The sequence below is a fragment of the Polynucleobacter tropicus genome (assembly GCF_013307225.1).
Lineage (GTDB): Bacteria > Pseudomonadota > Gammaproteobacteria > Burkholderiales > Burkholderiaceae > Polynucleobacter > Polynucleobacter tropicus.
The window spans coordinates 1662260-1676812 of the sequence record NZ_CP028942.1; the positions used below are offsets into that span (position 1 = coordinate 1662260).

Sequence of the window (14553 nt, forward strand, 5' to 3'; positions counted from 1 at the left end):
TCTTGAATACATTGAGGTCTTTACCACTAGACCCCTTGGGCTTCTTTCTTATGAGTCCTCTGCTCTAACCAACTGAGCTATAGGCCCGTTAGTCTTTGGATCAATCTTCCTCGAGGAAAGTCTTGAGTTTGTCGCTACGGCTTGGATGACGCATCTTGCGCAATGCCTTCGCCTCGATCTGACGAATACGCTCACGAGTCACATCAAACTGTTTGCCCACTTCTTCGAGAGTATGGTCAGTGCTCATCTCAACACCAAAGCGCATACGCAATACTTTTGCTTCACGTGGTGTCAATGAATCCAGGACATCTTTCACAACATCGCGCATAGAGTCATGCAATGCTGCTTCGGATGGGGCCAAGGTATTACCATCTTCAATGAAATCGCCCAAATGAGAATCTTCGTCGTCACCAATTGGTGTTTCCATAGAGATTGGCTCTTTAGCAATCTTCATGATCTTACGAATCTTGTCCTCTGGAATCTCCATCTTCAGCGCTAGAGTTGCCGCATCTGGCTCATGACCAGTTTCTTGCAAAATCTGACGACTAATACGGTTCATCTTGTTGATGGTCTCAATCATGTGAACAGGGATACGGATCGTACGCGCTTGGTCAGCAATCGAACGAGTAATTGCCTGACGAATCCACCAAGTTGCATAAGTAGAGAACTTATAACCACGACGGTATTCGAACTTATCTACTGCCTTCATCAAACCAATATTGCCTTCCTGAATCAAGTCCAAGAATTGCAAACCACGGTTGGTGTATTTCTTAGCGATTGAGATTACCAAACGTAAGTTAGCTACCGTCATCTCACGCTTCGCTTCGCGGGCACGCTTCTCGCCAGCGATCATTTGCTTGTTTACTTCTTTCAATTCAGGCAATGGAATCACTACATTCTTCTGAATGTCGATCAACTTCTGTTGCAATTCTTGAATAGCTGGAACGTTACGTTGCAAGAGAGCGCTGTATGGCTTGCCTTCTTTGAGCAACTTGTCTGTCCAACCTAAGTTCATCGACATCTTTGGGAAGTCTTTCAGAACATCGCCACGATTCACGCCAACTTTATCAACCAAGAGGCTAACGATGCCTCGCTCAAGTTTCCAAACTTGGTCAACCTGGGCACGCATGGTGTCACATAACTTCTCAACACTCTTGGCAGTTAAACGGAAGCCGAGCAACTCAGCACGAATCGCTTCTTGCGCCTTTACGTATGCAGGACAGTTGTAACCATCTTTATCAAAAGCACGACGCATTTTTTCTGCTTGCGTACGAACAATTGCAAACTTCTCTAAAGAGATTTGCTTTAATTCTTCGAGCTGCTTGGCATTTGCAGTTGCAGCACCGCCGCCACCGCCGCCTTCGTCTTCGCCATCTTCATCACCCTCTTCGCCATCGGCATCAACCTCAGGCTCATCAGGGCCAAGCTTGATGTCTTCCGCATTTGGATCTACCAAGCCATCAACAAATTGATCAATCTCCAATTCGCCAGCAGCAATTTTGTCAACGTTACTCAGAATCTCAGCAATCGTTACAGGACATGCGGACAAAGCCATAACCATGTCTTTGAGACCAGCTTCAATCTTTTTCGCAATAACGATCTCGCCTTCGCGAGTCAATAAATCTACCGTACCCATTTCACGCATATACATACGTACTGGATCAGTTGTGCGTCCAAACTCTGAATCCACAGTTGAGAGCGCTGCTTCAGCCTCTTCTTCAGCCTCTTCTTCAGAAGCGGCGGCTGCTGTGGCGTCAGACAGAATTAATGTTTCTGCATCTGGCGCTTGTTCGTAAACAGTAATACCAATGTCATTTAACAAGCTGATCAAAGTTTCTAATGCATCTGCATCAGACAACTCATCAGACATCACGTCATTCATCTCGCCATGGGTCAAGTAGCCCTTGGACATACCCATCTTGATCAACGTCTTCAAGCGAGCACGACGTAACTCTTGCTGCTCTTCAGTGCCTAACTGTTGCGCAGCAAACTCTTTTAGGAGAGCTTTTTCTTTTGCCTTACGCTCACGCGCTTTTTGGCGGTCGGTCAATACTGGCTCTGCTCCATCCGCAGCTACTTCTTTAGCTTTACGTCCACGTTTCTTCTCTTCTTGAGGTGCAACAACTTCCGCTTCAACCGCTTTCGCTTTTTTGCCTTTTAATTCTTTTGCATCTTCAACTTTTACAGCCGCTTTGCCTTTTTTTGCTGGGTCTACTTTTGCCTCAGCCTTAGCGCCCTTTACGGCCTTCACTGACTTTTCAACTTTTGCAGGCGCCTTGACCGGAGCTTTCGCTTTTGGCGCTGGCTTTGCAGGAGCTTTTGCAACAACCTTCGATTTTGGTGCTGGCTTAGCTGGTGCCTTAGTTGCTGCCTTAGTTGCTGCCTTAGCCGGAACTTTAGCTTTTGGTGCTGGCTTGGCAGGAGTCTTGGCTTTTACCGCAGCTTTTGCCTTAGACGCTGGCTTAGCTGGCGCCTTTGCCAAAACCTTAGATTTCGGCGCTGGCTTAGTTACTGGTTTAGCGGGTGCTTTTGCCTTGGCAACTGGCTTAGCAGGTGCCTTAGCTTTCACTACGGCCTTTGCCTTTGGCGCTGGCTTAGCAGGTGCCTTAGCTTTGGGGGCTGGTTTAGCGGGTTTTTTTGTCTTGGTATTAGGCATTTGTTAGCACTTACTCACATTACTGTTATTGATCGCGACTGATTAAGCACAGCCTCGTAGTCCACTTACCCAGAATTTCCTAAAAACTAAGCGCAAGTGGCTGAATTAATTCGTTTTTTTCTTGGGAACAGAGGATTATAGTCGATTACGACTTTTTTGACCCCTGCATAGCTAAAAATATGGGGTATTTTTGGGTGATTCCTAGGGGTGTTTCAGTAAATTTTTAGGCAAATTTCAGCTTTTCGCCCAGTTCCCGATACCGAGCCTTGTCTTGCTCGCTGGCACTACCCCCAGCAATTTTTTGGGCAATTTCCGTCATTTCTTGCTTTAAACCCGCCTTCTCCAACTTGCTAAAAGCCCCTTCCAAATCTGCGGAAGCACCCTCAAGCTCAACATCGCTACCCATGATGCGCTTTCTTAATACCTCATACATAGAGGCAAGTTCGCTACGGGAGAGTTGATCTTGGAACATGGCAAACGATCCAGCACCAACGGTCATCTTGCCACTTTCATCCGCAATGAGTTCGACTTGATCACATTGAGAAAGCAAATCTGTCATTAATGTCAAAGCATTGGCCGAGCGCTGCTCTGCCGCTTTTAATGCTAATGCGCGCTTAGTCTCATTCAATGCTTTTCCTAAATGCGGAAACTGAATAAGCACACGCAAAATTTGTTCCGCCAAATCCATTGGCGCTTTAGGCGGCTCAATCACTTGGGTGGCAACCCGTTTTGCAGAGCCCTTTGATGCTTGCCATGGTGCACCTTGTCGATTACCGCCAGACATTGCATTTGTATTGCCAGAATTATTAGAGTTGCTCTGCCCGTAATTTGATCTCACTTGCGCAGATTGATACGGAGATGTCTGCACTGGTGCTGGTACGACACTGAGTCCGCAGAATGATTCCAATTCTGCGGGAGTGGTATTGGTACGAATCGCCAACTCACGCAGCATTTGTGTGCGCAGCGCAATCGGCGGCATCGATAACAACAAGGGCTTAGCCGCATGGTGCGTTTGGGCCCTGCCCTCAGGCGTAGTCAACTCGTGACCTTCGCTCGCCACCTTAAAGAAGAAACTCGATAAGGACATCGCTTCTTTAATGACTTTCTCAAATGCAGCTTCGCCATATGCTCTGACATAACTGTCAGGATCATGCTCCGTTGGTAAAAACAAGAAACGAATTTCTTTATCGTCTGACATTAAAGGTAAGCAAGCTTCAAGGGCACGTTGCGCAGCACGTTGCCCTGCTGCATCACCATCAAATGAGAAAACCACTTTATCGGTTTGACGCAATAGCATGCGTACATGGTTTGCCGTACATGCGGTGCCTAATGTTGCTACTGCATTAGGAAAACCTAATTGCGCAAGAGCCACCACATCCATGTAGCCTTCGCACACCAAGACATACTCTTTAGCGCGGATCGCTTGTCTTGCTTCAAACAATCCGTAGAGCGTATTGCCTTTTGAGAACAGTGGCGTTTCTGGAGAATTTAAATACTTTGGCTCACCTTGATCGAGAATGCGACCGCCAAATCCAATCGTTTGTCCTTTTGGATTGCGAATCGGAAACATGATGCGATCCCGAAAACGGTCATATCGTTTTACAGGGGCACCCTCTGCCTGCTCACCTTGAATAATTAGACCGCCTTCGACCAGGGTCTTTGCAATTTCATCATTTGAGTACGGCCCAAAGACCGACTCGAGACCTTGCCACCCATCAGGCGCATAGCCAAGGGCATAGCGTTTGGCGATCTCACCAGTCAGACCGCGACCTTTGAGATATTCAACTGCGCGCGTGCTGCCCTTGAGTTGTTGACGATACCAATCGGCAGCCGAACTCATGACTTCACTCAGAGCCATTGCCTGCTGTTGGCGCGCAACATCATTTGCACTGCGCTCTTCACGCGGAACATCTAGACCAGCAGAGCGCGCAAGCTCTTCAATTGCATCTACATAGCCAAGACCCGAATACTCCATCAAGAAACTAATTGCAGAGCCATGAGCACCACATCCAAAGCAGTGATAGAACTGCTTATTTGGTGAAACGGAAAATGATGGTGACTTTTCCGAATGAAAAGGGCACAAACCTTGAAAGTTTGCACCAGCTTTTTTTAACTTCACATGTTGCCCAACCACATCGACAATATCAACTCGATTTAACAAGTCAGCAATGAAGGATTGCGGAATGAGCGCCATACGATCAGTATGAAACGGTTTTTTGAGTTTTACTAGTAAGTTACTTCGCCAGTGCAGCTTTTACCAAGCCAGATACTTTGCCCATATCGGCTTTACCAGCTAATTGGCCCTTTAAAACACCAATCACTTTACCCATATCCTGTGGGCCTGCAGCACCAGTAGACGCAACTGCTGCTGCAACTGCTGCTTCAACTTCCGCATCTGACATTTGTGCTGGCAAATAGGCTTGCAAAATTGTCATCTCTGCAGACTCCACTGCAACGAGATCATCGCGCCCCGCTTTCTCAAACTGAGAAATAGAATCTTTGCGTTGCTTAATCATTTTTTCAACAGTAGCAATGACCGCTGCATCATCGAGCACGATGCGATCATCTACCTCACGTTGTTTAATGGCAGCTAACAACAGACGAATGGTTCCCAAGCGCGCGGTTTCTTTGGCGCGCATTGCGGATTTCATATCTTCAGTGATTTGATCTTTCAAACTCATGGGGTAATCCTAGTTTTCTGATGTGTGATTAAAAAGCAAAAACCCGCTGCGTTTCACCGTCAGCGGGTTTCAAAGCTTCTCGGTGAAGAGAGCTTTAAATTCTATTAGTAAAGCTTCTTAGGCAACATTTGGCTGCGAATACGCTTGTAATGGCGCTTAGCAGCTGCAGCCTTTTTACGCTTACGCTCAGCCGTTGGCTTCTCGTAAAACTCGCGTGCACGCAAGTCTGTCAAAAGACCATTTTTCTCAATGGTGCGCTTGAAACGGCGCAATGCCACTTCAAATGGTTCGTTTTCGCGAAGGCGGACTGTAGTCATACTTATTTAACTCGTATATGCTCGATAGATATCGAAAAATTAACTGAATTGCGATTCTAGCACGACCAAGCGAAAAATGATTGTTTTAGGCATAGAAACTTCCTGTGACGAAACCGGGGTGGCAATTTATGACACAACCCCCTGGGAAGCGGGAAAACCTGCATTTTTAGGCATTCTAGGCCAGGGTTTACACTCTCAGATCGCCATGCACCGGGATTATGGGGGCGTTGTTCCTGAACTAGCTTCTCGAGACCATATTCGCCGAGTTTTACCCCTTTTAGACCAATCTTTAGTCCAATCTGGCCTTAAATTGGGCAATATTGATGCAATTGCCTATACCCAGGGGCCCGGCTTAGCCGGCGCCCTGCTGGTTGGGAGTGCTTTTGCTAAATCTTTGGCCCAAGGTCTCAATTTACCCACAATCGGGGTTCATCACCTCGAGGGCCATCTCCTTTCCCCGCTCCTTGGTCAAACTGCCCCGCAATTTCCATTTATTGCCTTATTGGTTTCTGGGGGGCATACCCAGCTCATGAAAGTTTCCGGAATTGGTCAATACGAACTTCTGGGCGAAACTTTGGATGACGCTGCTGGTGAAGCTTTTGATAAAACCGCCAAATTACTGGGATTAGATTACCCAGGTGGCGCAGCGATCTCGAAGTTGGCAGAAAAAGGTCGTGTCGGCATTTTTGATTTACCAAAACCGATGCTGCACTCTGGCGATTTGGATTTTTCTTTCTCGGGTCTGAAGACTGCCGTTCTCAATCAAGTGAAAAAGTTTGAAGCGCGGTCCGTGACAGAACCTACAGAAGTGGTGCAATTTCATGCTGACCTTGCAAGAAGCTTTGTCGATGCTATCGTTACAGTACTAGTTAGCAAATCAGAGAAAGCACTCAAGCAAACTGGCTGCAAACATTTAGTTCTTGCTGGTGGTGTGGGCGCCAATTTGCAACTGCGTAATGCGCTGAACGAAAAAGCTATGAAGAATGGCTTTGAAGTACATTATCCACCGCTAGAGTTATGCACCGATAACGGTGTCATGATTGCATTTGCAGGTGCACTACGTATGCTGAGCAAAAATAATGGCTCCACAACTTCTGGAGCCTTTGATATCAAACCCCGCTGGGATTTGCAAAGCAATAATTTGATTTAGCGCGCTTTATTTCTTGTGCGAGATTCTGGCAAATGCGCTGTGGTTATGAATCGATTCAAAGTTCTCAGCCTCAACCACAAAAGACTGAATACGCTGTTCTGCCTTTAAACGACCGGCGACATCGCGCACTAAATCTTCAACAAATTTAGGATTGCTGTAGGAATGTTCGGTCACCCACTTTTCATCTGGGCGCTTAAGTAAACCCCAAAGTTCGCTTGATGCTTCGCTCTCGGCAGCCGCAACCAAATCTTCTACTGTCATTTGAGTTGCTGAGTCTAACGCCACTGTCATCGTGACATGTGAGCGTTGATTATGCGCACCAAATTCTGAAATCTCTTTTGAGCAAGGGCATAAACTCATTACCGGCACTTGCGCACGCAAGCCCAAGTCAACGTTAGTTTCACCGGTGGCATTTTGTTTGGCCGTTGCCATCCAAGTCACTTCGTAATCCATCAAACTCTCAACACCAGAAACTGGTGCCGCTTTTTTTACAAAGTGGGTATAGGTAAATTGCACATGACCTTCTTTGGCATCAAGTAAAGGCAACATGTCGCGCACGAGAGCAACTACTGTTGTGCTATCAACCGCCTGCTCTTGCTTTTGTAACAGCGCCATGAAGCGTGACATGTGTGTACCCTTCACATGTGCAGGTAAAGCTACATCCATTTCAAATGTACCTACAGATGGAAAGTTTCCAGCTTTGCTGCGAATCGTTAATGGGTGACGCACGCCACGAATACCGACTTGCTCAATCGGCAATGCGCGCTTGTCCAAAGTGGACTGCACATCAGGCATTGCGCTAGCTTTCAGAAAGGCGGGGTTCATGTCATTCATAACTCTATTTTCAAGCAAAACGATCTTATTTGCCTGAAATCACCGAATTTGCCACGGATACCACTGGAAAACGCTGCTTTATCGAGTTTGTAATGCCTTCAACATCAAGGCCGCACTTAGTCATGAGCAACTGATAGTCGCCATGCTCAATGAATTCGTCAGGAAGACCTAATTGAAGCAAGGGCTTTTGAATTCCTAATTTTGTGAGCGCCTCAAGGCAAGCACTACCAGCGCCACCAGCAATCGCACCATCTTCTATCGTGACAAAGTAATCATGGTCTGCTGCAAGCGATTGAATCAAATCCACATCTAATGGTTTTACAAAACGCATATTAGCAACGGTGGCATCCAAACTTTCAGCGGCTTCTAATGCGCTAAAGAGCAAAGTACCAAATGCCAAAATCACTACTCTCCTACCCGCAGGTGCAGATGACTTACGACGAATCTCACCCTTGCCTAATGGCAAAGTGCGTAACTCACTTGAAGGAATCGTGCCCACACCAGAACCACGTGGATAACGCACTGCGCTTGGATGCGATTGATGAAATGCTGTTGTTAATAGATCACGACACTCCGCTTCATCTGCTGGCGTCATCACCAACATATTCGGAATACAGCGCAAGAAAGGAATGTCATATGCGCCGGCATGAGTTGCGCCATCCGCACCAACCAATCCCGCGCGATCGAGCGCAAACAGTACTGGTAAATCTTGCAAAGCTACATCATGAATCAATTGATCGTAGGCACGTTGCAAGAAAGTGGAATAGATTGCCACCACTGGCTTCATGCCTTCACAAGCCATGCCAGCAGCAAAAGTAACTGCATGTTGCTCGGCGATACCTACGTCGTAATAACGCTTCGGAAAATTCTTCTCAAACTCTACCAAGCCCGAACCCTCACGCATCGCTGGAGTAATGCCAATCAACATCGGATCAGCATGGGCCATATCGCAAAGCCATTCACCAAAAACTTGAGTAAAGGTTTTCTTGCTAGCAGCTACTTTTTTAACACCCTCTTGCGGATTGAATTTACTAGGGCCGTGATACAAAACTGGATCCGCTTCAGCCAACTCATATCCTTGGCCTTTTTTAGTCACGACATGGAGGAACTGTGGTCCGCGCCCTTCCAATGCTAAGCGTCGAACGTTTTGTAACATCGGAACGAGCGCATCCAAATCATGGCCATCAATTGGGCCGAAATAGTTGAAGCCAAATTCTTGGAAGATCGTTGCTGGTGACACCATGCCTTTAGCATGGTCCTCTAAGCGTTTCGCAAACTCACGCAACGGAGGCGCAATCGAGAGAACGCTATCGATTCCTTTTTTGGTGGTGGAATAAATACTGCCGCTCAGCAATCGAGCAAGGTGACGATTGAGCGCGCCCACTGCTGGCGAAATCGACATATCGTTGTCATTCAATATCACCACTAAAGGCAAATCGTCATAGACGCCAGCATTGTTCATCGCTTCAAAAGCCATGCCACCCGTCATGGCGCTATCGCCAATCACCGCAACAGCTACTTGTCGTTCGCCCTTTGTTTGAAAAGCGCGCGCCATTCCCATCGCCGCGGAAATGCTGGTTGAAGAATGCCCTGTACCAAAGGCATCAAACTCACTCTCTGCGCGATGCGGAAAACCCGAAAGACCTTTGTACTGACGCAAGGTATTCATGCGATCACGACGACCCGTCAGTATTTTGTGCGGGTAACTTTGGTGACCCACATCCCAAACAATTCGATCGCGTGGTGTGTCAAACACATAGTGCAAAGCAATGGATAACTCTACAGTTCCCAAATTGGAAGATAAGTGACCGCCCGTTTTCGAAACAGAATCCAAAACAAATTGACGCAACTCATCAGCAAGAGCGGGCAGCTCTTCGCGCGACAGTTTTTTTAGATCATCAGGAGAGTTAATCGAAAGTAAAGTCATTGCGTTATTGCATTAATCCTTTATTTACCTCTATTGACTACCAATAGAGCTAAATCTTTTAGAGCTTGGGCTTGAATGCCAAAACCATCCAAACTACTCATGGCGATTTCTTGCAATTCTTTAGCCTGCTGCTGTGCATAGTCTAAACCCATCAAGGTCACATAGGTCGGCTTGTTTGCGGCAGCGTCTTTCCCGGCGGTCTTTCCAAGTGTTTGACTGTCTGCTGTCGCATCCAGAACATCATCAACAATTTGAAACGCCAAACCAAGCGCCTTTGAGTACTGATCTAATTTGGCCAATTGCTCTGCATTGAGATTAGCAGCGATGCCACCTAATTCAACGGCACAAGATAGTAATGCGCCAGTCTTCATGGCATGCATTTGCTTTAAGCCTGGTAAATCCAATTTCTTGCCAACGCTCTCAAGGTCAATGGCTTGACCACCAGCCATGCCACGGGAGCCTGATGCTGCGGCCAAACAAGCAATCATTTTTAAACGTTGATTTGCATCTCCCGGCGCAGTGGCCAGAACCTCAAAAGCACGAGTCTGCAATGCATCGCCCACCAATAATGCAGTCGCCTCATCAAATGCTTTATGAACAGTAGGCCTACCTCGACGTAAATCATCATCGTCCATACAGGGCATATCGTCATGCACTAATGAATAGGCATGAATACACTCCACCGCTACCGCTGCTGCATCGAGCATTTGCTCTTGATCAGCAGAAGATGACTTTCCTAATTGACCGGCCGCATAAACTAACAAAGGACGAATTCGTTTGCCGCCACCCCGTGCGGCATAACGCATTGCTTCATGCAAACGATGTGGAATAGTTTGCGGTGAATCGAGTAAACGATCTAAAGCAGACTCCACTCGTTCAGAGTGAAGCTTGAGCCACCCTTGAGATGCAATTGCCGTCAATTAAGCCTCGAACACGCGCACTTGTTGCTCTACTTGAGCAAGAACGCCTTGGCAATGTTTAAGCAGGGCTGCGCCGCGTTGATAGGCTAATAAGGTCTCTTCAAGGGAAAATTTGCCGGACTCCATGTCGGAAATGAGCTTCTCCAGCTCCTTGACTGCCTGCTCGTAACGCAGATCTGGGTCGATTTGGACTTCAAGGCCTGGTTTTGAACTCTCTGACTTTTTGCTTGCCATAAGCGGTTTCCTTCATATTCCCGATGCGGATAGCCCTACATATTAAAGCGAGAAGGCCCCCAGATGGGTATAATTCCCCCCTTCCTTTCCAATATCGATCCGTCGATGGTTGGATTGGTTATTCCGCTTAGCTTCGGCTGACGTTTTCGGGGGTGGGGAGAATGACTAATCTGGCTACCGCGCAGCAGCTTGCGCCGTCCAATCTACAACTGCCGGTTTCGGCATATTTTGACGCTGATTTGTATCAGCGGGAAATTGAACTGCTTTTTAAGCAGGGTCCTGGCTATGTAGGCCACGAACTCATGGTGCCTGAAGTTGGCTCCTATCAAACTTTGGGCGCTGAAAACGAGGGTCGCATTCTCGTCCGCAATCAAGAGGGTATTGAACTTCTCTCTAACGTTTGTCGCCATCGCCAAGCGTTGATGCTGAACGGCAAAGGTAAAACTGAAAATATCGTTTGCCCACTGCATCGCTGGACCTATGACTTAGGCGGCAATCTATTGGGCGCACCCCACTTTGAAGATAAGCCCTGTTTAAATCTTGGCAAATCGCCATTGCAAAATTGGCAAGGCCTCTTATTTGAAGGTCCACGCGATGTGCGCGCTGATCTTGCGAAACTTGGTGTTGCTGATGATCTCAAATTTGATGGCTACATGCTTGACCATGTTGAAGTTCACGACTGTAACTACAACTGGAAAACATTTATCGAGGTTTATCTCGAGGACTACCATGTTGTTCCTTTTCATCCGGGTTTAGGTAAATTTGTTTCCTGTGAAGATTTGCAATGGGAATTCGGTGAATGGCATAGCGTGCAAACCGTTGGCATTCATAAAGACCTACAGAAGCCAGGCTCACAAACCTATCGCAACTGGCATGAAGCTGTATTGCGCCAATTCAATGGCAAAGCACCGCGCCATGGGGCAATTTGGCTCACTTACTATCCTAATGTGATGGTCGAGTGGTATCCAGGCGTGCTCTGCGTTTCCACCTTACATCCGATGGGTATCAACAAAACACGCAATATTGTCGAGTTCTACTATCCAGAAGAAATCGCTCTGTTCGAACGTGAATTTGTGGAAGCAGAACGCGCTGCCTATATGGAAACCTGCATAGAAGATGATGAGATCGCTGAACGCATGGATCAAGGTAGAGCGGCACTACTTGCACGCGAGGTAAATGAAGTTGGTCCTTATCAAAGCCCAATGGAAGATGGCATGCAACATTTCCATGAATGGTATCGACGCGTCATGAACTTTCAGGGCGCATAATCTAAGTAAGTACTTTTGCCACCACAAACAAGGAAGCATCATGACTCCTCTAATTACCGCAAACCAGTTAGAAGAAATCATTAATAGTGGTGAAAACGTATTGCTCTGTGATTGCCGCTTTGATTTAGTAGACACCCAAGCAGGCAGAAAAGCTTACGAAGAGAGTCACATTCCTGGCGCGATTTATGTCGACCTCGATCAAGACTTATCGGGCACCAAGACTGGCAAAAATGGTAGACATCCATTGCCCACTCCCGAAGCATGGGCGCAAACCAAGACTCGCTTAGGCATTAGCCCAAACACCTTGGTAGTTGCTTACGACAAGCAAGGCTCGGTTTACGCCAGTCGCCTTTGGTGGATGCTCAAAGCCACTGGTCACGCTAATGTCCAGGTATTGGATGGCGGCTTAGATACCTGGAATGGTCCCATGGGAACCGTAGCACGCAAGCCCACACCATCGAGCGCTCCAATTGCAGCAAGACCATACGAAGGACTCGTATTAGTAGACGAAGTAGTTGGCAATTTGCAATCCAAAAAATATATTGTGATCGACGCTCGTGCAAACGATCGCTTTCATGGACAAAACGAAACTTTAGATCCAGTGGGCGGCCACATTCCTGGTGCTCTCAATCATTTCTTTAAAAACAATTTATCAGCTACTGCCTTTAAGTCAGCCGAACATCTCTTTAAAGACTTTGTAGAACTTCTAGGATCGTACAAACCAGCGCAAGTCATTCATCAATGTGGATCAGGCGTAACAGCTTGTCACAATCTTTTGGCGATGGAGGTTGCTGGCCTCAAAGGTTCACGTCTTTATGCTGGCAGCTGGAGCGAGTGGTGCACTGATAGCAGCAGACCGATTGAAACGTAATTGAGATTGCTGGCGCTTGGCTTGCTTAGTGTGCAAGCGATAACAGCACTACAAATCCAACGCCGCAGGCTATCAAAACCGTTTGACGCAATGACTCAGCCCAGTGTGGGCGACGGTGCATCTGCGGAATAAGATCACTGACGGCGATATAAATAAAACTACTCGAAGCAATCACAAGTAGGTACGGCATTGCTGCATGGGCTTTTTCTAAGAAGAAATACGCCAGCACACCACCAACCACTGCTGATAAGCCGCAAATACAGTTGTAGAGCAAAGCGCGAGTGCGTGAGAAGCCCGCATTTAGCAACACAATGAAATCACCGATCTCTTGTGGAATCTCATGCGCAATGATGGCAATCGCAGTAAAGATGCCGACCTGGTAGTCAGCCATAAATGCAGCGGCAATCAAAATACCGTCCACAAAATTGTGCAATCCATCGCCAACCAAAATCATCCAGCCGCTACGGCCTGCGTTTTCCGCATCATGTCCGTGATGGTGATGGTGACCATCGCCTTCGTGGTGATGATCATGACGAAGTAGTGCAATCTTTTCTAACAAGAAAAATCCTAGCAATCCCGCCAACAAAGTCGCAAACAAAAGTTGTGGTTTTGCACCTGGCATGCTGAATGCCTCAGGCAATGAGTGAAGCAATGCGGTAGCCAACAAGATACCAACCGATAGACTCACCATATTGTTGACCATCTTCGCAAGCAAAGCTAAGGAACAACTAGCCGCAACTAGCGCACTCGCAGTACCCGCGATAGCCGTTACCAGAAGAATGCTTTGTAAGACAGTCATGAGTTATTAAGCAACACCCGTTTTCTTAAACCAGGCGATACACTTTTCCCAACCATCTTTTGCCGGTCCTTCACGATAGGTGGCGCGATAGTCTGCATGGAATGCATGAGGCGCATCAGGATAGACCTCAATTACAGAAGCTTTAGCAGCAGGATTTGTAGGAGCGGCTTGCGCCAATGCGGCACGCATTTGCTCAACACTCTCTAACGAAATGCCAGCATCAGCGCCACCGTAAAGGCCGAGCACAGGGGCTTTTAGTTCTGTAGCCAATTCAACAGGATGACGAGGGTTACCTTCAGTCTTTTCACCAATCAAACGACCATACCAAGCTACGCCAGCCTTCACTTGCGGCAAAGTTGCAGAGAGCCAAGTGATGCGGCCACCCCAACAAAAACCAGTAACGCCCACGCGCTTTAGATCACCGCCATTTTTACCTGCCCACACCAAAGCCGCTTGCAGGTCATTTAACACCTGCGCATCAGGCGTTTTGGCCACAATGTTTGTCAAGATGTCAGCAACAGTTCCGTAAGCGTTGGGATCACCAGCGCGGACAAAAAATTCTGGGGCTATTGCTAAATATCCTAATTTGGCAAATCGTCTTGTGACATCGGCAATGTATTCATGCACACCAAAAATTTCACTCACCACAATCACGATAGGTAAATTTCCCTTGGCTTTCTCGGGACGAGATACGTAGGCTGGCATCTGAAAGCTGCCCACTGGAATCATTTGCTCGCCTGCAGTCAGGCCTTTGAAATCAGTCTCAATAGCAGTCGCCATAACTGGATCAGCCGCCGCCACAAAACCTACTCCTAGCGTGGTTGCCGCAGCACCTGCCACTGAGGTCTTCATAAATTTTCTTCGGCTGTGATCTTGTGTTTTTTCGCTCATGATAT

General features: G+C 47.3%; 13 protein-coding genes. 3 read left to right on the forward strand and 10 right to left on the reverse strand.

The genetic code is table 11. The features are described from left to right. Positions 1-100: 100 nt before the first annotated feature. From rpoD to rpsU, 4 genes are all read right to left on the reverse strand, one after another. Complete coding sequence (gene rpoD / locus DCO17_RS08555; RefSeq protein WP_173956309.1) at positions 101-2656, reverse strand: RNA polymerase sigma factor RpoD; 2556 nt, start codon at positions 2654-2656, stop codon at positions 101-103. A gap of 223 nt (positions 2657-2879) precedes the next feature. Beyond that, positions 2880-4850: a DNA primase gene (dnaG, locus tag DCO17_RS08560; protein WP_173956310.1), complete on the reverse strand. Its 1971-nt coding sequence runs from the start codon at positions 4848-4850 to the stop codon at positions 2880-2882. A 40-nt stretch (positions 4851-4890) separates the two neighbouring features. Continuing rightward, complete coding sequence (locus tag DCO17_RS08565; RefSeq protein ID WP_173956311.1) at positions 4891-5337, reverse strand: GatB/YqeY domain-containing protein; 447 nt, start codon at positions 5335-5337, stop codon at positions 4891-4893. A 104-nt stretch (positions 5338-5441) separates the two neighbouring features. Then, the gene (gene rpsU / locus DCO17_RS08570) at positions 5442-5654 is read right to left on the reverse strand and encodes a 30S ribosomal protein S21 (protein ID WP_011903537.1); all 213 of its coding nucleotides are present in this window, start codon (positions 5652-5654) and stop codon (positions 5442-5444) included. Positions 5655-5730: 76 nt separating this feature from the next. On the opposite strand from rpsU, the gene tsaD reads away from it, so the two are divergent. Further along, complete coding sequence (gene tsaD / locus DCO17_RS08575) at positions 5731-6804, forward strand: tRNA (adenosine(37)-N6)-threonylcarbamoyltransferase complex transferase subunit TsaD (protein ID WP_173956312.1); 1074 nt, start codon at positions 5731-5733, stop codon at positions 6802-6804. A 6-nt stretch (positions 6805-6810) separates the two neighbouring features. Here tsaD and folE2 read toward each other — a convergent pair whose 3' ends face one another. From folE2 to xseB, 4 genes are read right to left on the reverse strand one after another with little or no spacing between them, the layout of a single operon-like run. Next, positions 6811-7638 carry a GTP cyclohydrolase FolE2 gene (gene folE2 / locus DCO17_RS08580; protein WP_173956313.1) on the reverse strand — a complete coding sequence of 276 codons (828 nt, stop codon included), beginning with the start codon at positions 7636-7638 and terminating at the stop codon, positions 6811-6813. Positions 7639-7663: 25 nt separating this feature from the next. Beyond that, positions 7664-9565, reverse strand: a complete 1902-nt coding sequence (dxs, locus tag DCO17_RS08585) for a 1-deoxy-D-xylulose-5-phosphate synthase (RefSeq protein ID WP_173956314.1) — start codon at positions 9563-9565, stop codon at positions 7664-7666. 20 nt (positions 9566-9585) lie between these two features. Continuing rightward, positions 9586-10485, reverse strand: coding sequence for a polyprenyl synthetase family protein (locus DCO17_RS08590; RefSeq protein WP_437342801.1), 900 nt, complete (start codon positions 10483-10485; stop codon positions 9586-9588). After that, complete coding sequence (gene xseB / locus DCO17_RS08595) at positions 10486-10719, reverse strand: exodeoxyribonuclease VII small subunit (protein ID WP_173956315.1); 234 nt, start codon at positions 10717-10719, stop codon at positions 10486-10488. It lies immediately after the preceding gene. Between the two features lie 161 nt (positions 10720-10880). Here xseB and DCO17_RS08600 point away from each other — a divergent pair, with 161 nt between their 5' ends. Beyond that, positions 10881-11987: an aromatic ring-hydroxylating oxygenase subunit alpha gene (locus DCO17_RS08600; protein WP_173956316.1), complete on the forward strand. Its 1107-nt coding sequence runs from the start codon at positions 10881-10883 to the stop codon at positions 11985-11987. A gap of 40 nt (positions 11988-12027) precedes the next feature. After that, positions 12028-12858, forward strand: coding sequence for a sulfurtransferase (locus DCO17_RS08605; RefSeq protein ID WP_173956317.1), 831 nt, complete (start codon positions 12028-12030; stop codon positions 12856-12858). Positions 12859-12883: 25 nt separating this feature from the next. Here DCO17_RS08605 and DCO17_RS08610 read toward each other — a convergent pair whose 3' ends face one another. Both DCO17_RS08610 and DCO17_RS08615 read right to left on the reverse strand, forming a co-directional pair. Continuing rightward, entirely contained in the window at positions 12884-13657 is a 774-nt protein-coding gene (locus tag DCO17_RS08610; RefSeq protein ID WP_173956318.1) for a ZIP family metal transporter, read from the reverse strand. A 6-nt stretch (positions 13658-13663) separates the two neighbouring features. After that, entirely contained in the window at positions 13664-14548 is an 885-nt protein-coding gene (locus tag DCO17_RS08615; protein WP_173956319.1) for a dienelactone hydrolase family protein, read from the reverse strand. Positions 14549-14553: the final 5 nt, after the last annotated feature.